The sequence below is a fragment of the Lentzea sp. NPDC036949 genome (genome assembly GCF_055608075.1).
The window spans coordinates 456,200-473,758 of the sequence record NZ_JBVJRA010000003.1; the positions used below are offsets into that span (position 1 = coordinate 456,200).

11 protein-coding genes are annotated in these 17,559 nt (G+C 71.1%); 8 read left to right on the top strand and 3 right to left on the bottom strand.

The window, feature by feature from the left end; all coding sequences use genetic code 11:
* Positions 1-73 precede the first annotated feature (73 nt).
* On the top strand, positions 74-1,420 hold the full coding sequence (locus ACZ7CD_RS11675) for a sensor histidine kinase (RefSeq protein ID WP_360390336.1): 1,347 nt from the start codon (positions 74-76) through the stop codon (positions 1,418-1,420).
* On the opposite strand, the gene ACZ7CD_RS11680 is transcribed toward ACZ7CD_RS11675, so the two are convergent.
* Positions 1,410-2,312: a TAXI family TRAP transporter solute-binding subunit gene (locus tag ACZ7CD_RS11680; protein WP_360390333.1), complete on the bottom strand. Its 903-nt coding sequence runs from the start codon at positions 2,310-2,312 to the stop codon at positions 1,410-1,412. The two genes, ACZ7CD_RS11675 and ACZ7CD_RS11680, sit on opposite strands and share 11 nt — an antisense overlap.
* Positions 2,313-2,425: 113 nt before the next feature.
* On the opposite strand from ACZ7CD_RS11680, the gene dctA reads away from it, so the two are divergent.
* The 3 genes from dctA (at position 2,426) to ACZ7CD_RS11695 (ending at position 10,337) form a co-directional block, all read left to right on the top strand.
* The gene (dctA, locus tag ACZ7CD_RS11685) at positions 2,426-3,784 is read left to right on the top strand and encodes a C4-dicarboxylate transporter DctA (protein WP_360390330.1); all 1,359 of its coding nucleotides are present in this window, start codon (positions 2,426-2,428) and stop codon (positions 3,782-3,784) included.
* 531 nt (positions 3,785-4,315) lie between these two features.
* Positions 4,316-8,839 carry a glutamate synthase large subunit gene (gene gltB, locus ACZ7CD_RS11690; protein WP_360390327.1) on the top strand — a complete coding sequence of 1,508 codons (4,524 nt, stop codon included), beginning with the start codon at positions 4,316-4,318 and terminating at the stop codon, positions 8,837-8,839.
* On the top strand, positions 8,832-10,337 hold the full coding sequence (locus ACZ7CD_RS11695; protein WP_360390324.1) for a glutamate synthase subunit beta: 1,506 nt from the start codon (positions 8,832-8,834) through the stop codon (positions 10,335-10,337). Before gltB ends, ACZ7CD_RS11695 begins: the two co-directional genes overlap by 8 nt.
* 75 nt (positions 10,338-10,412) lie before the next feature.
* Here ACZ7CD_RS11695 and ACZ7CD_RS11700 read toward each other — a convergent pair whose 3' ends face one another.
* Positions 10,413-11,072 carry a hypothetical protein gene (locus ACZ7CD_RS11700; protein ID WP_470378852.1) on the bottom strand — a complete coding sequence of 220 codons (660 nt, stop codon included), beginning with the start codon at positions 11,070-11,072 and terminating at the stop codon, positions 10,413-10,415.
* A 280-nt stretch (positions 11,073-11,352) separates the two neighbouring features.
* Here ACZ7CD_RS11700 and ACZ7CD_RS11705 point away from each other — a divergent pair, with 280 nt between their 5' ends.
* The 4 genes from ACZ7CD_RS11705 (at position 11,353) to ACZ7CD_RS11720 (ending at position 14,652) form a co-directional block, all read left to right on the top strand.
* Positions 11,353-11,673, top strand: coding sequence for a hypothetical protein (locus tag ACZ7CD_RS11705; protein WP_458430769.1), 321 nt, complete (start codon positions 11,353-11,355; stop codon positions 11,671-11,673).
* 161 nt (positions 11,674-11,834) lie between these two features.
* Positions 11,835-12,308, top strand: a complete 474-nt coding sequence (locus ACZ7CD_RS11710; protein WP_360390315.1) for a carbonic anhydrase — start codon at positions 11,835-11,837, stop codon at positions 12,306-12,308.
* A gap of 15 nt (positions 12,309-12,323) precedes the next feature.
* Positions 12,324-13,712: a SulP family inorganic anion transporter gene (locus tag ACZ7CD_RS11715; protein ID WP_360390313.1), complete on the top strand. Its 1,389-nt coding sequence runs from the start codon at positions 12,324-12,326 to the stop codon at positions 13,710-13,712.
* Between the two features lie 115 nt (positions 13,713-13,827).
* Positions 13,828-14,652, top strand: coding sequence for a DNA/RNA non-specific endonuclease (locus tag ACZ7CD_RS11720; protein WP_470378853.1), 825 nt, complete (start codon positions 13,828-13,830; stop codon positions 14,650-14,652).
* Here ACZ7CD_RS11720 and ACZ7CD_RS11725 read toward each other — a convergent pair.
* On the bottom strand, positions 14,642-17,524 hold the full coding sequence (locus tag ACZ7CD_RS11725) for an NACHT domain-containing protein (protein ID WP_470378854.1): 2,883 nt from the start codon (positions 17,522-17,524) through the stop codon (positions 14,642-14,644). The two genes, ACZ7CD_RS11720 and ACZ7CD_RS11725, sit on opposite strands and share 11 nt — an antisense overlap.
* Positions 17,525-17,559 lie beyond the last annotated feature (35 nt).

Below are 17,559 nucleotides of genomic sequence, written 5' to 3' on the forward strand. Positions count from 1 at the left end.
ACTGCGGGGTGTCGTCGCGGTACCGGATGATGAACGCCGTGAGGTGCCCGATGCGAACCAGTGACGGCGGCTGATGCTGCGCAGACTCCTCGTCATCACCGTCCCGCTGCTCGTCGCCCTCGTCGCCGCGCTCGGCATCCCGCTCGCCTCCGCCGTGGTGCAGCGCGAGACCCAGACGACCTACCTCGACCGCCTCGGGGACGCCAGCCGGTTCGCCTCGCTCGCGGAGAGCGCGTTGCAGTCGGACCGCACGGAGCTGCTGCGCGACGAGTTCGACCGGTACGACGACGTCTACGGCATCACGGTGGCGCTGGTCAGCGCCGACCGCAGCGTGCTCATCACCTCCCGCAACGGCTTCGACCCGCACGACGACCTGGTCGAGGGCGGGCTCAGCGCGGCGCTGTCCGGGTACTCGCCGCCGGCCGGGTACTCGGGCTGGCCGTGGCGGACCGACCCGATGGTCGTGGTCGAGCCGGTCGGGCGGGACAGCGAGGTGGTGGCGGCGGTCGTCACGATCTCGCCGACCGCCGCGCTGCGCGGCGAGGTGCTGCGGCAGTGGGGGCTGATGGGGCTGGCCGGGCTCGCGCCGATGCTCGCGGTGGTCGCGGCGGCGTGGCCGATGTCGCGGTGGGTGCTGCGGCCGGTGCGCCGGCTCGACGAGGCCACGGCAGCGGTCGCGCAGGGCAACCTGGAGGTGCGCGCGGACGAGGTCGGCGGACCGCCGGAGCTGCGCAGGCTCGCCCGCAGCTTCAACACCATGGTCGACGTCGTCGGCAGGGCCCTGACCAGGCAGAAGGCGTTCGTGGCCGACGCGTCGCACCAGCTGCGCAACCCGCTGGCCAGCCTGCGGCTCGCCGTCGACAACCTGGAGCCGCACGTCGGCGGCGAACACGGGCGGGAAGCGCACCAGATCGCCGTGGACGAGGCGGAGGAGATGGGCCGGGTGCTCGACACGCTGCTCGCCGCGACCCGCCTCGACAGCGCCCGCGACACCGAACCCGTCGAGATCGACCAGCTCCTCGCCACGCACCGGGCCGGCTGGCAGGCGCTCGCCCACCGGGCCGGGGTCGAGCTGAAGGTCACCGTGCCACCGGGGCTCACCATGCAGGAACCGCCCGGCGGCCTGGGCAGCGTGCTCGACGAGCTGGTCAGCAACGCCATCCGCCTCGCCAACGCCACCGAGGTCGTGGTCACCGGCGCGAAGGGTGAGCTGCACGTGGTCGACAACGGCGACGGGCTCACCGCCGACGAACGCGAGCACGCGCTCCAGCGGTTCTGGCGCGCGACCAAGCACCAGAACGTGCCCGGCACCGGCATGGGCCTCGCGATCTGCGCCGAGCTGATCGAGTCCGCGGGCGGTGCGCTCACGCTGCACGACGCCGGTCCCGGCCTCGACGTGAAGATCAGCCTCAGCGCTTGACCGAGCGGAACCACCGCATGGCGCCCTCGTGCAACGGCACCTCACCGGTCGCGATGCCGGTGCGCACGTTGATCCGCGACGCCTCGGGGTGCCCCTCCACGATCCGCGCGGTCTCGGTGAACACCGTCCGCGTCACGACCTCCACCACGTCCGCGCTCAGCGACTCGTGCGCGAGCAGCAGGTTCGGCACCGCGAACGTGTGGCAGGCCGGGATCGGGTTGTACACCGACTGGGGGATCGTCGCCGGGATGTACGGGCCGCGGAACTCCCGGTGGAGCCGCACCGCCTCGTCCTGGAGGTTGATCAGCCGCACCTGGTCCTTGATGTTGTAGACCGCGTCGGTCGGGATGCCGGTCAGCGCGAGCAGCGCGTCCAGCGAGCCGTCGGCGAGTCGGCGCGAGGCCACCGCGTGCGCCATGCGTTCGTCCACAGCGGACGCACCGCCGAGGTACTGCAAGAGCCGCCGTCCGGTGAACTCCGTGCCGGAACCCACGGGCCCCAAAGAGATCCGCTTGCCCGCGAGGTCCGCGAGCCGTTCGATGGACGACTCCTTGCGCACCGCGATCTGCATGAAGCTGTCGTAGAGCCGCCCGACCGCGCGCACGCTCTCCGGCGGCTCGATCGCGTCCAAAGAGGACAGCGCCAGGTCGGCCTTCCCCTCGGCGAGCAGCCGCAGGTTCTCCACCGACGCGCCGGTCGGCTGCGCGACCACCTCGGTGCCGGGCAGCTGCTCGGCGAGCACCCGTGCGAGCGCCGCCCCGATCTCGCGGAACACCGCCCCGTCCGGGCCGGTGGCCAGCACGAGCCGCGCGGGTGCCTCGACCTTCCGCGGGGTGCACCCCGTGAGAGCGAGGGCACCCCCTAGCAGAAGTGTGCGACGGCTGAGCGACACCACCGAAGACTAACCGTTACGTCAGGTCTGTCTGAAGTTTCCGGGCACCGCCTTGTCGCTGTGCGTGGCGCGGCTCACCCTCCTACCCAACGCGAAGTGTTCGAGGAGGAACAGTGGCGACCACCACCACAGGCCGCAAACCGATCTACAGGCACCTCTACTTCTGGGTGCTGGTCTCCATCGTGCTGGGCGCCGCGGTCGGGTTCCTGTTCCCGAAGCAGGCGTCCGAGATGAAGTGGCTCGCCGACCTGTTCGTGAACCTGGTCAAGGTGGTGATCGCCCCGACCATCTTCGCCACGATCATCGTCGGCATCGCCGGCCTCGGGAACCTCGCCAAGGCGGGCGGTCTCGCACTCCGCACGATCCTGTACTTCACCGCGATGACGACCGTGGCGCTCGCCATCGGCCTGCTCGTCGTGAACATCGTGCAGCCGGGTCACCACGGCGGCGACATCCAGCTGAACGCGAGTGCCGCCGACAAGACGCTGAAGGACGCCTCCAGCGCGGAGACCGGTGTCACCGGCTTCATCCTGAGCCTCGTGCCGAAGTCGTTCGTCAGCGCGTTCACCGACGGGCAGCTGATCCAGGTGCTCGTGGTCGCGATCCTCGTGGCCATCGCGGTCGCCGGCATGGGCGAGCGCGGCGCCAAGGTCGTGTCCGCGATGGAGACGCTCTCCAAGGTGATGTTCGGCATCATCAAGATCGTCATGTACGTCGCGCCGATCGGTGCGTTCGGCGGCATCGCCTACACCGTCGGCAAGTTCGGCGGCAGCGTGCTCGGCAAGCTGCTGTGGCTGATGGGCTCCTTCTACGCCACCTGCCTGCTGTTCGTCGTCGTGGTGCTCGGCATCGTCGCGAAGGTCGCGGGCTTCAGCCTCTTCAAGTTCCTGCGCTACATCAAGGACGAGATCCTGATCGTGCTCGGCACGTCGTCCTCGGAGTCGGTGCTGCCGCGCATGATGGTCAAGCTGGAGGCGGCGGGCGCGCAGAAGTCGGTCGTGGGCCTCACCATCCCGACCGGGTACTCGTTCAACCTCGACGGCACCTGCATCTACCTGACCATGGGCGCCATCTTCATCGCCCAGGCCACCGGTCACGACGTGTCGATCGGCGTGCAGATCGGCCTGCTGCTGTTCATGCTGATCGCGTCCAAGGGCGCGGCGGGCGTCACCGGCGCCGGCCTGGTCACCCTGGCCGCCTCGCTGCAGGCGTTCGAGGCGCACAGCGCCATCCCGGCCGTCGGCATCGCGCTCATCGTCGGCATCGACCGGTTCATGTCCGAGGCCCGCGCCATCACCAACGTCATCGGCAACGGCGTCGGCTCGCTCGTGGTCGCCGCCTGGCAGAAGTCCCTCGACAGGGACCGCCTGACCGAGGTGCTGAACAACCCCGGCAGCGTCGACGTCGACGACCTGCTCGCGAAGCAGTCCGGCGAGGACGAGACCGCGAAGGTGGCGGTCCCGGCCCACTGAGGCGTCCGTGGCCGGGGGCGACCCCCTCTCGCTCCCGGCCACGTGACCTGACGGCGGCCAAGCCCTGCGAAGACCGAGGTCCCGGTCCTCCCGCACGCGACGCGGAGGACCGGGACCTCGGTTTTTTGACCGGAAACGAACGACATCCCGGCGGAGCGGGCGGTGCGGTGTGAGCGTCCGCTAACTGGGACGGCAGGCGTCTGACCAGGAAGAAGGAGGGGTTACCCAGCTGATCTTGTGGCAACACGCGAATGTTGTGCAGCTCTCATCGCGCTGGCCGAAGTTGAACGTTCGGTTACGCTAACTCAGCCGTAACGGGCCTCGACGTTCGCTGCAATGTCGCTCAGCGCTGGGAAATCGTTACGCTTCCATGACCTGGATCACCCATTGGATGGTGTCCCCGGGTTTCGCGGCTGTTAAAGTCGCGTCAACACGCGGGCCATCGTCGTCCCGTGCTCCCACCTGTTGGTTCGAGGTCTGAGCACGAGGACTTTAGTTCTTTACGCGAGGACGACGAAGGAGGTCTGCGCAGTGATCTTCTCCGCCATCCCCGGCCCCCAGGGTCTCTACGACCCCGCTGATGAACGCGACGCCTGTGGTGTCGCGATGGTGGCCGACATCCAGGGCAGGCGTTCCCACGGCATCGTGAGCGACGCGCTCACCGCCCTGGCCAACCTGGAACACCGTGGCGCAGCCGGAGCAGAGCCCACCTCGGGCGACGGCGCCGGCATCCTGCTCCAGCTGCCGGACGAGTTCCTGCGCGCTGTCGTCGACTTCGACCTGCCGCAGCGCGGCGGGTACGCGGCGGGAATCGCTTTCCTGCCGTTCGAGGCCGAGGACCGCGAGGCCGCGCGGGAGCAGATCGAGCGCATCGCCGTCGAGGAGAACCTCGAGGTGCTCGGCTGGCGCGACGTCCCGGTCGACGCCGAGAAGGCGAACGTGGGCCCGACGGCGCTGTCCGTGGCACCGCACTTCGCCCAGCTCTTCGTGAAGGGCACGCGCGACGAGACCGGCGTCGCCCTGGACCGCCTGACCTTCTGCCTGCGCAAGCGCGTGGAGCACGAGGGCAGCGTGTACTTCCCGTCGCTGTCGGCGCGCACGATCGTCTACAAGGGAATGCTGACGACCGAGCAGCTGCCGGCGTTCTTCCCCGACCTGCACGACGAGCGGCTGCGGTCGGCGATCGCGCTGGTGCACAGCCGGTTCTCCACCAACACCTTCCCGTCGTGGCCGCTGGCGCACCCGTTCCGGTTCGTCGCCCACAACGGTGAGATCAACACCGTGCGCGGCAACCGCAACCGCATGCGCGCCCGCGAGGCACTGCTGGAGAGCGACCTCATCCCCGGCGACCTCGCGCGGCTGTTCCCCATCTGCGACCCGGACGGCTCGGACTCCGCGTCGTTCGACGAGGTGCTGGAGCTGCTGCACCTCGGCGGCCGCAGCCTGCCGCACGCGGTGCTGATGATGATCCCGGAGGCGTGGGAGAACCACGCCACGATGGACCCGAAGCGCCGCGCGTTCTACCAGTTCCACGCCTCGCTGATGGAGCCGTGGGACGGCCCGGCGTGCGTCACGTTCACCGACGGCGAGGTCGTCGGCGCGGTGCTCGACCGCAACGGCCTGCGCCCCGCCCGCTGGTGGCAGACCGCCGACGGCCGCGTCGTGCTGGCCTCCGAGTCCGGTGTGCTGGACGTGCCGTCCGACCAGGTCGTCGCCAAGGGCCGGCTGCAGCCGGGCCGGATGTTCCTCGTGGACACCGCCCAGGGCCGCATCGTCGACGACGAGGAGTTCAAGTCGGGCCTCGCCTCCGAGCAGCCCTACGACGAGTGGCTGCACGCGGGCCTGCTCGACCTCGCCGACCTCGCCGCCCGCGAGCACGTGGTGCAGAGCCACGAGTCGGTCGTGCGCCGCCAGCTCACCTTCGGCTACACCGAGGAGGAGCTGCGCATCCTGCTCACGCCCATGTCGGTCATGGGCCAGGAGCCGCTCGGCTCCATGGGCACGGACACCCCGGTCGCCGCGCTGTCGCAGCGCTCCCGGCTGCTCTACGACTACTTCGTGCAGAACTTCGCCCAGGTCACGAACCCGCCGCTGGACGCGATCCGCGAGGAGATCGTCACCTCGGTCAAGCGCGTGATGGGCCCCGAGCAGAACCTGCTCGACCCCGGTCCCGTCTCCTGCCGGCACGTCACCCTCGACTACCCGGTGATCGACAACGACGAGCTCGCCAAGCTCATCCACATCAACGACGACGGCGACCTGCCCGGCTTCGCGTGCACCGTCCTGTCCGGACTGTACGAGGTGGACGGTGGTGGCGACGCGCTGGCCGCGGCGGTCGAGCGGGTGCGCCGCGAGGCGTCCGAGGCCATCGCGAACGGCGCCCGCACGCTGGTGCTGAGCGACCGCGACTCCGACCACCGGATGGCGCCGATCCCGTCGCTGCTGCTGGTCTCCGCGGTGCACCACCACCTGGTGCGCACCAAGGAACGCCTGCGCGTCGCGCTCGTCGTCGAGTCCGGCGACTGCCGCGAGGTCCACCACGTCGCCGCGCTGCTGAGCTACGGCGCCGCCGCGGTCAACCCGTACCTCGCGTTCGAGACGATCGAGGACCTGATCAGCCAGGGCGCCATCACCGGCGTCCCGGCGCACAAGGCGATCCGCAACTACGTCAAGGCGCTCGTCAAGGGCGTCCTGAAGATCATGTCGAAGATGGGCATCTCGACGGTCGGCGCCTACACCGCCGCGCAGATCTTCGAGGCCGTCGGCCTGTCGAACGACCTGCTCGACGAGTACTTCACCGGCACGCAGTCCAAGCTCGGCGGTGCCGGCATGGACGTGCTCGCCGAGGAGGTGGCGCTGCGCCACCGGCGCGCGTACCCGGACAACCCGACCGACCGCGCGCACCGCCGCCTCGAGGTGGGCGGTGACTACCAGTACCGCCGCGAGGGCGAGCTGCACCTGTTCACGCCGGAGACGGTGTTCCTGCTGCAGCACGCCACGAAGACGCGCAAGGAGGACGTCTTCCGCCAGTACACGGCGGAGGTCGAGCGCATCTCCCGGCAGGGCGGCACGCTGCGCGGCCTGTTCAAGTTCCGCACCGAGGGCCGCACGCCGATCCCGATCGACGAGGTCGAGCCGGTCAGCGCGATCGTCAAGCGCTTCAACACCGGCGCCATGTCCTACGGCTCGATCTCGGCCGAGGCGCACGAGACGCTGGCCATCGCGATGAACCGCCTCGGCGGCCGGTCGAACAGCGGCGAGGGCGGCGAGGACCGCGAGCGCCTGTACGACCCGGAACGCCGTTCCGCGGTCAAGCAGGTCGCGAGTGGACGGTTCGGCGTCACGAGCGAGTACCTCGTGAACGCCACGGACATCCAGATCAAGATGGCGCAGGGCGCGAAGCCCGGCGAGGGCGGCCAGCTGCCCGGCTTCAAGGTCTACCCGTGGGTGGCGCGCACCCGGCACTCCACGCCCGGCGTGGGCCTGATCTCGCCGCCGCCGCACCACGACATCTACTCGATCGAGGACCTGGCGCAGCTCATCCACGACCTCAAGAACGCCAACGAGCAGGCCCGCGTCCACGTGAAGCTGGTCTCCTCCATCGGCGTCGGCACGGTCGCGGCGGGCGTGGCCAAGGCGCACGCGGACGTCGTGCTCATCTCGGGCTACGACGGCGGCACCGGTGCCTCGCCGATGAACTCGCTCAAGCACGCGGGCACGCCGTGGGAGATCGGCCTCGCCGAGACCCAGCAGACGTTGCTGCTCAACGGGTTGCGCGACCGCATCACCGTCCAGGTCGACGGCGCCATGCGCACCGGCCGCGACGTCGTGGTCGCCGCGCTGCTCGGTGCCGAGGAGTTCGGCTTCGCCACGGCACCGCTGATCGTCGCGGGCTGCGTGATGATGCGCGTCTGCCACCTGGACACCTGCCCGGTCGGCGTCGCCACGCAGAACCCCGACCTGCGCGCCCGCTACACCGGCCAGGCCGACCACGTCGTGAACTTCTTCGAGTTCATCGCGCAGGAGGTCAGGGAGCTGCTGGCGGAGCTGGGTTTCCGCACGATCGACGAGGCCGTCGGCCACGCCGAGCTGCTCGACAAGGACGAGGCGATCGAGCACTGGAAGATCGAGGGCCTGAACCTCGACCCGGTCTTCGAGGTGCCCGAGACGCCGTACCCCACGGCCAAGCGCCGCGTCCGCGACCAGGACCACGGCCTCGACCGGGCCCTGGACCGCACGCTCATCCAGCTCGCGGAGGCGGCGCTGGAGGACGCGCACCAGGTGAAGCTGGAGCTGCCGGTCCGCAACGTCAACCGCACCGTCGGCACGTTGCTGGGCGCCGAGGTCACCCGCCGCTACGGCGGCGAGGGCCTGGAGGACGACACGATCCACGTGAAGCTCACGGGTTCGGCCGGCCAGTCGCTCGGCGCGTTCCTGCCGCGCGGCATCACGCTGGAGATGGTCGGCGACGCCAACGACTACGTCGGCAAGGGCCTGTCCGGCGGCCGGATCGTCGTCCGCCCGCACGACGACGCGCCGTTCCGCGCGGAGCTGCAGGTGATCGCGGGCAACGTGATCGGCTACGGCGCCACGTCGGGTGAGATCTTCCTGCGCGGCCGGGTCGGCGAACGCTTCTGCGTCCGCAACTCCGGTGCCACGCTGGTGGCCGAGGGCGTGGGCGACCACGCGTTCGAGTACATGACCGGAGGCCGTGCCGTCGTGCTCGGCCCGACCGGTCGCAACGTCGCGGCCGGCATGTCCGGCGGCATCGCGTACGTGTTGGACCTGGACCCGTTGTCGGTGAACCAGGAGATGGTGCAACTGCAGCGCCTCAGCGCCGAGGACCTGCGTTGGCTCAAGGACGTCGTCACCAGGCACCACGAGCTGACCGGCTCCGCCGTCGCGGCCTCGCTGCTCGGTGACTGGACCCGTCGAGCCGGTGCGTTCACGAAGGTCATGCCCGGCGACTACCAGCGCGTTCTCGAGGCCATGCGCCTCGCCCGCGCCGAGGGCCGGGACGTTGACGCGGCTGTCATGGAGGCGTCTCGTGGCTGATCCACAGGGTTTTCTCAAGCACTCCCGCTCCGACGCGCCCAAGCGCCCGAAGCCGGAACGGTTGCAGGACTGGAACGAGGTCTACCTCCAGGAGGCCCCGGAGGAGCGCAACGCCGCCGTGCGCACGCAGGCGACGCGGTGCATGGACTGCGGCATCCCGTTCTGCCACAGCGGAACCGCCGGTTGCCCGCTCGGGAACCTGATCCCGGAGTGGAACGACCTGGTGCGCCGCGGCGACTGGGAGCTCGCCTCCGACCGGCTGCACGCCACCAACAACTTCCCGGAGTTCACCGGGCGGCTGTGCCCGGCACCGTGTGAGGCCGCCTGCGTGCTGGCGATCTCCCACGATGCCGGTGGTGCCGTGGCGATCAAGCGGGTCGAGGAGACCATCGCGGACATGTCGTGGGAGAACGGCTACGTGCAGCCGTCCACGGCCGCGGTGTCCTCCGGCAAGCGCGTCGCGGTCGTCGGGTCCGGTCCCGCCGGTCTCGCCGCCGCCCAGCAGCTGACCCGCGCGGGTCACGAGGTCGTCGTCTACGAACGCGACGACCGCCTCGGCGGCCTGCTGCGCTACGGCATCCCCGAGTTCAAGATGGAGAAGAAGGTCCTCGACCGCAGGCTGTCCCAGCTGCGCAAGGAGGGCACCAGGTTCGTCACCGGCTGCGAGGTCGGCGTCGACATCACCGTCGAGCAGCTGCGCTCGGACTTCGACGCCGTCGTGCTCGCCGTCGGCGCGCTGCGCGGCCGTGACGACAAGTCCACGCCCGGCCGCGACCTCGACGGCATCCACCTCGCGATGGACCACCTGGTCCCCGCGAACCGGGCCTGCGAGGGCGACGGGCCGAGCGGCATCTCGGCCGAGGGCAAGCACGTCATCGTCATCGGCGGTGGCGACACCGGCGCCGACTGCTACGGCACCGCGACCCGCCAGGGTGCGCTGTCCGTGACGCAGCTCGACCAGTACCCGATGCCGCCGTCGGTCCGCGACGACGACCGCTCGCCGTGGCCGGTGTGGCCGCACGTCCTGCGCACGTACCCCGCGCACGAGGAGGCCGGCGAACGCCGCTTCACCGTGGCGGTCCGCCGCTTCGTCGGCGACGAAGCCGGCCACGTGCGGTTCATCGAGCTGCAGCAGGTGCGCGTCGAGCGGGACTCCTCCGGCCGCCGCCAGGTCGTGCCGGTGTCCGACGAGGTCGAGCTGCTGCCCGCGGACATGGTGCTGCTCGCCATCGGCTTCGAGGGTGTCGAGCACATGAAGGTCCTCGACGACTTCGGCATCCCGCTGTCGTCGCGCGGCACCATCTCGTGCGGTTCCGACTGGCAGACGACCGCCCCCGGCGTCTTCGTCTGCGGCGACGCCCATCGCGGCGCCTCGCTGGTGGTGTGGGCGATCGCCGAGGGCCGGTCCGTGGCGCACGCCGTGGACAGGTTCCTCACCGGCTCGTCCAACCTGCCCTCGCCCGTGATCCCCAACCAGCTTCCGCTCGCCGTGGTCTGACAACGACGTCCGACCAGCGGTCAGCAGCATGGCGCCCCGGCCCCGACAACGACGTCGGACCGGGGCGTTCGCCTTTCAGCGGACGGGGTAGCCCGTGGCGGCCACCCGGTCCGCCACCGCGGCCAGGGTCGTGGCGGGGTTGAGCGCGGTCACCACGTCCGAAGTCAGCGGCCGCCCGGCGTACACGTGCCGCACCGCGCCGAGGTCGACCGGCATCTCGTAGTAGTCCCGCGCCCAGTCCTGGTACGCCTCCGGTGTGCGGTCGGTCAGCAGCGCGAACAGCCAGTCCGCCCCGTCCTGGTCGTCGTCGGGGAAGTCGATCTCCCCGTGCTGCCAGGCGGTGTCGTCGGTGCGCCGCCACAGGCACACCGTGCTGCGCGGGACGCCCTCGTCGCAGAACGCCGGCTCCTCCACGCACTGCCGGAACACCTCGGGCACGGCGTCGACGACACCGGGCCACGGCTGGTCGTCGTCGGTGGCATAGGGACTCATCGGCGACTCGTGGTCGAAACCGCGCACGTACGCGCCCGCCGCCGTGAACACGACGGAGTACTCGTTGCCCGAGCCGTCGTCCATGGACGCCAGCTCCTCACCGGGCGCCCACGAGGCGTCGAACCGGTGGCGCCGGACGTCGTCGTCCGGGTTCAGCACGAGGTCCAGAACGGCAAGCGAACGGCACAACGCGCGCAGTTCCTCGATGACGGGCAGGAGCCGGGCGACGTCGTAGGCGGTCACGCCGTCATCCAAGCAGTTCCGCGCCGGTAAAAGTCCGCGTGAGGTGTCCTTCGTGATGGGAACGAGAAAGGTTCGGCCCTTCGCTGATGATTTGCGCCACAAACTGAATGGAGGACTAGGGTGTGTGTCAGGCGTGAGCGTCGTTCCACTCCGTGAAACGCGAAGCACCTTTCGGGTGAATTTGCCGGTTGAGACGGTGCAATCGCGCCCCCGTTAACCCATTGGTCATCCGCTCGGGTAAAACTGGAAGTGCGAGATCAACTCGGTCGGGGGGTGAACCATGCGCAGTGTGTTGCTGGCCGTCGTGGTCGCCCTGTGCGCCGTGCTGGCCCCGGCGGTGTCGACCGCGTCGATCGGCGCGCCGCCGCCCAAGTCCAAGACGTCGGCCCCGAAGGAAGAGGCGCCGCGCGAGGAGCGCGAACCGAGCCGGTTGCGCCTGCTGACGGCCGCTTCGGCGGTTGAACGTTCATCCACCGTGGCCAAGCCCCGTGAGGTGGCCCTCGCGCCGCGCGTCGAGGCGACCGGTGCCAAGCCGGTTCCCGCCGCCGAACCGACAGCGGTCTGGCGCACACCACCCGCACTGCAGGTGTTCCGGAACTGATCGGTCCCCGCCGGTCGGTTCCAACTGAACACAGATCTCAACCCCAGCAGTGAGGGATTCCCGTGGACTTCCACCGCTTTGTTCAGCATGCCCGCGCACACGCCAAGTCGCGGCCCCAGGCCATTGGCGAGCAGCTCGCGCGGGGGCAGAAGCCGTCGACGATGTTCATCACGTGCGCCGACTCGCGCATCGTCACCGCGGCCATCACCGGCGCGGAACCGGGCTCTCTCTTCGAGCTCAGGACGGCGGGCAACGTCATTCCGCCGTATTCGCTGAACGCGCCCACGAGTGAGATGGCGACGATCGAGTTCGCCGTCCTGCAGCTCGGCGTCAGCGAGATCGTCGTGTGCGGGCATTCGCACTGCGGTGCGGTGATGGCGCTCAACGGCGCCGCGATCGACCACCTGCCGGCCATGCGCGGCTGGCTCGGTGAGCAGCGGCCGCGCAGCTCCGCGGACCCCGCCCTGCGCGGCGAGGGGCAGGAGCACGTGCGCGCGCAGCTGAGGGCGTTGCTCGACTACCCGTTCGTGGCGGAGAAGGTCGACCGAGGCGAGCTCCGCGTGCACGGCTGGTTCTACGACATCGAGACCGGCGAGGTCTCCGCGTGCGCCGAGCACGCGTTCCTGCCGCTGTAAGGGGGCGGGGTCCGGATGAAGAACAAGGTGTGGGCCGACCTGGGTGCGTCGGTCGTCGTCTTCCTCGTGGCGCTGCCGCTGTGCGTCGGTGTGGCGGTGGCGTCGGGGGTGCCGGCCGAGCTCGGGATCGTGACGGGCGTGGTCGGCGGGATCGTCGTCGGATTGCTGCCGGGCAGCACGATGCAGGTGAGCGGACCGGCGGCCGGGTTGACCGTGCTGGTGGCGGACGCGGTCGGCACGCACGGGATCGCCGCGCTCGGCGTGATCGTGCTCGGCGCCGGACTGCTGCAGGTGGTCCTGGGCCTGGCGCGGTGCGGGCGGTGGTTCCGCGCGATCTCGCCGTCGGTGGTGCAGGGCATGCTCGCGGGCATCGGCCTGGTGCTGGTGCTCGGGCAGCTCTACCCGCTGGTCGGCGCGCAGGCGCCGGCCACGACGGGGGAGAAGGTCGCGGGACTGGTCGACCTCGCGGTGACGCCCGCGGCGGTGCTGCTGGGCGTCGCGACGATCGCGATCATGCTGCTGTGGCAGCGGTTCGCCTGGCGTGCGGTGCCGGGTGTGCTCATCGGAGTGGTGGTCTGCACCGCGGTCGCCGAGGTGGCGGGACTGCCGGTGGCGCGGATCCAGGTCGGTGAGCTGGCCACGGACGTGCACCTGCCGGAGTTCTCGCTGCTCGGCGCCGGGGTGGTCGGCTCCGCGGTGGTGTTCGCGCTGGTGGCCTCCGCGGAGAGCCTGTTCAGCGCGGCCGCGGTGGACCGGATGCACGAGGGGCCGCGGACGAAGTACGACCAGGAGCTGGTGGCGCAGGGCGTGGGCAACACGATCTGCGGCCTGCTCGGCGCACTGCCGATGACGGCGGTGATCGTGCGCAGCTCCGCCAACGTGGCGGCGGGCGCGCGGACGAAGGCGTCACGGGTGCTGCACGGCGTGTGGCTGCTGCTGTTCGTGGTGGCGCTGCCGGGGCTGCTCGCGCTGATCCCGGTGGCCGTGCTCGCCGCCGTGCTGGTGCACGCCGGGTGGAAGCTGCTCGGGCTCAAGCAGGTCGTCGCGCTGTGGCGCACCGACCGGGCCGAGGGCGCGGTCCTGGTGCTCACGGCTGGGCTCATCGTCGCCACGGACCTGCTGACCGGCACGCTGGTCGGCCTGCTCGCGGCGATCGTGAAGACCGCCTGGGACGTGTCCCGGCTGTCGGTGGTCGTCACCCCGGACGGGCTGGAGCTGAAGGGCAACGCCACGTTCCTGCGGCTGCCGAACCTGCTCGACGTGCTCGACGGCGTCGACAGGGACCACGTCAGGATGGACCTGAGCGGGGTCCGGCACCTCGACCAGGCCTGCGTGCAGGCGATCGACCAGTGGGTCGACGAGTCCCGCCGCGCGGGCCGCACCGTCGAGCTGGTCGGCAGGTAGTGCGGGGTCCGGTGCCGCGGCCGGCTGTGGTCGCGGCACTGGGCCGTTCGGGTGTACGCCGCTAACGGTCGTGGTGACACTGTCGATCCTGCAGGTGAGTCACAGGGGGCGACACATGACCAGCACAGCGGTGCAGACGGGCTTCGACACCGGCTTCCTCGGCACGGACGCCGGGATTCCGGTGCTGACCGGGGCGGGCGCCGAGGACGCGGTCGAGCTGAACGGCTCGACCACCATCGACTACACCCACTTCTCGCTCGCGCTGAGCAGGTCGCGCAGGTTCGCGAGCTGGGTGGCGTGGAACATCGACGGCGCCGCCATGAAGGCGTTGAGCCGCACCGGCATCCCGTTCGTCAAGGACCCGAGGGTGCCCGCGGAGTTCCAGACCGGTGACGAGCTCTACCGCGACAACCGGCTCGACCGCGGCCACATCGCGCGCCGCGCCGACCTGTGCTGGGGGCCGACGGCGGAGGCGAAGAAGGCCAACCGGGACTCGTTCTTCTTCACGAACATCACCCCGCAGATGGACGACTTCAACCAGAGCACCAAGGAAGGCCTCTGGGGGCGGCTGGAGGACGCGGTGCTCGCCGACGTCGACGTGGACGACCTGAGGGTGAGCGTCTACGGCGGACCGGTGTTCAACGTCGACGACCGGGTGTTCCGCGGTGTCCCGATCCCGCGCGAGTTCTTCAAGGCCATCGCGTTCGTCGTGGACGGCGAGCTGCGCTGCAGCGCGTTCCTGCTCACCCAGAACCTCGTGCTGGCCGAGGCGCTCGACCTCGACGAGTTCCGGGTGTTCCAGGTGTCGCTGACCGAGCTCGAACAGCGGGTGAGCTTCACGTTCCCGGCCGAGCTGCACGCCGCCGAGACGTCCGCCGTGCAGCCGCAGGACGCGTCGCGGCGCCCGCCGCTGGGCAGCCTCGCCGACATCAGGTGGTGATCCGCAGCCCCGGCAGCTCCCGGCGCAGCCCGGCCAGCCGGGCCGGTGACTCCGGCTGGTGCACGACGAGGTGCTCCAGCGCGGGCAGCACGCGCAGCTCGTCCGCCGCGGGCACCCCGAACACCTCCAGCGTCGTGATGGTCGGCCACCGCTCCAGCCCCGCCAGCGGGTAGGGCGGGCGGTGGTCGAGGGCCAGGTGCCGCAGCGCGGGCAACGCGGGCAGCGCCGCCAGACCGCCGTCGAGGCCCTCGTCGCGGACCTGCAACCGCCGCAGCGCACCGCCCTCCAGCGACGCGAGGTCGACCCGGCTGAAGTGCAGGTGCAGCTCATCGAGTCCCCGCACCGGCGCCAGGTCGAGCCGCCCCAGCGGCCGGCACCGGCTCAGGTGCAGCTCCCGCAGCGACCCCGACAATGCGAGCGGGGCCAGCTCGCGCACCACCTCGTTCTGCCACAGCTCCAGCCGGTGCAGCGCGGGCATGGCGCCCAGCGGGTCGAGCGGGTTGATGTTGCCGATGCACCGCACGTACCGCAGCTTCGCGAGGTGCGCGATGAACTGGATGCGGTGCCAGCCGCGGACGTCCACCCGCCGGTCGCCGAAGTCAACCCCGGACAGCACGGTCCGCGCGTAGTCCTCCGCGTCCGGGGTGTTCCGCCACGCCCTCAGCAGCTCGTCGACGACCATCACCTGGTCCACGGCCACGAACTCCGCGAGCCGCTCCCACGCGCCCTCACCGCCGATGTTCGCGAGCGTCCGCACGACGAACGCGGCCTCGGCCACCGCCTCCGGTCCCGGCAGCAGGTCCACGACGAACGACCCGGCCTCGGCCAGCGCGTCGGCGTGCGCGAAGCTCGTCGGCGGGATCAGCGCGGCCGCCGCCGACGTCACCTGCGCGCGTGCGGTCTCCGGTTCGATCACGTCGGCCTGCTCCAGGCACGCCAGCGCGAGCAGCCGCAGCCTGTCCCGGCCGCGTTCGTCCTTGCGCGTGTCGTCGTTGCCCGCCAGCAGGTCCATCAGCACCCTGGCCCGTTCGCGCGGCCGGGCGTGCGCGACGGCCATGACCACCACGTCGTGCCACTCGTCCAGGTGCGCCCGGTCCACCAGCAGGTTCAGGTCGCCCGCGTCCACGACCTCCTTGGCCGCCAGGTAGTCGCGGAACGTCCGGTGCACGAACTGCACCCGTTCCCCGGCCGCCTCCCGCAGCAGCCCGGCGCGTTCCAGCAGCCGCTGCATCGCCTCATCCGGGTCCACGTCGTGCGAGCGCAGGCCGCGCATCGCGTTCCCCAGCCGGTGCACCGCCTCCTCGCGCGGCACCATCAGCTCCCTGTTGCGCACCAGCGAGTACGCGAACCGCTGCAGCAGGACGAGCTGCTCCTCCTTGGAGAACGCCGGCAGCACCAGGCCGCGGTCCTCGTCCCAGCGCACCAGCAGCAGGTCCAGCGCCGCCTCGTACAGCGACCGCCGGTCCCGCGGCAGGTGCATGTTCCGGTCCTGGTGCAGCGCGCACAGCAGTCCCGCCAGCAGCGGGCTCGACGCGAGCCGCCGCAGGTCGGGGCGCTTCGCGAGGGTCGCCACCAGCCGCGTCTCGCACTCGGCGAGCCACACCCGCGCGTCCCGCGGCAACCCCGGCTCGTCGCGCGCCGCCGTGTGCCAGGCCTCGACGAAGTCGCGGACCCCCTTGTCGCTCAACGGCAACAGGTCGAACGCCGCGAAACCGCAGTCCTCCAGCCAGTCCTCCGGCACCGCCGCAGGCCGGGTCGTGACCGCGTACCGCGCCTTCGGGTAGGCCGCCACGAGCTGCGCGAGCCACTGCCGCGCCTCGGCCCGCCGCTCCCACACCAGCTCGTCCACGCCGTCGACCAGGACCAGCGCCCTGCCCTCCCGCAGCCGCGCGGTCACCCACCCGGACGGCTTCTCCTCCTCGATCACGGCCGCGGTCCAGGCGATGAGCTCCTCCGGCTTCGGCAACGCCGTGCACTGCCGCAGCGGCACGAAGAACGGCACCAGGCCGAGCCACTCGTCGCCGGAGGTCCTGGTCTCGCCCAGCGCGTTCATCGCGAGCCAGCGCAGGAACGTCGTCTTGCCCGCACCGGCGCCGCCGCGGACCAGCACCCGCGGCGTGTCCGCCAGTGCCGCCGCCACCGGCAGCCCGGCACCGGTCAGCTCGCCGGTGTCACCGACCCTGGCCACGGCCAGCGACACGTACGAGCTGTCGAACGAGTGCCGGCGCGGCGCCCGTCCCCGCGAGACCCCGAACACCTCCAGGCCGCCCAGCGCGTGCGCGACCTGCTCGGCGTACCGGTCCTCGAACTCGCGGTGCGCGGCGACCACGGCCGCGCGCTGCTGCTCGGGCAACCGCGCCACGGCGTCCGCGGTGCGCTGACCGAGCTGGAACATCGCCACGGCCAGCCGCCGCGCGTACTCCGGCTGCGACCGCACCAGCTCGACGATCGCGACGCACACCCGCGTGAGCAGCGCGTCGTAGCCGGCCGAGGCCGCCTCGGACAGCCCGGCCGCCCGCCGCACCGCCACCGACCTGGCCAGCACGTGCGCCCGCAGCGCCTCGGGCGTCAGCACCACGTGCAGCGCCTCGTCCTCGCGCAGCGGCAGCGCGGCCTCGACCGACTCGCGCACCGCGGCCACGGCGGCGCGCCACTCGTTCTCCGCGACCCCGCCGAGCTCACCGCGGGCGAGCTCGGTGCCGATCCGCTCGACCAGCGGACCCGGCCTGGTCAGCTCCCGCTGCCGCTTCTTGTCCCGCGCACCCTTGTGCGCCGCGTCGAAGAGCCCGAGCAGGAAGCGTTCCAGCACGGTCTCGAGCACCATCAGCAGTCCGGCGGAGAACGGGTCGGGCACGGTCCCCAGTATCAGCACGTGATCACCGGTGCGGCGGCGACTTCACCAGGTGT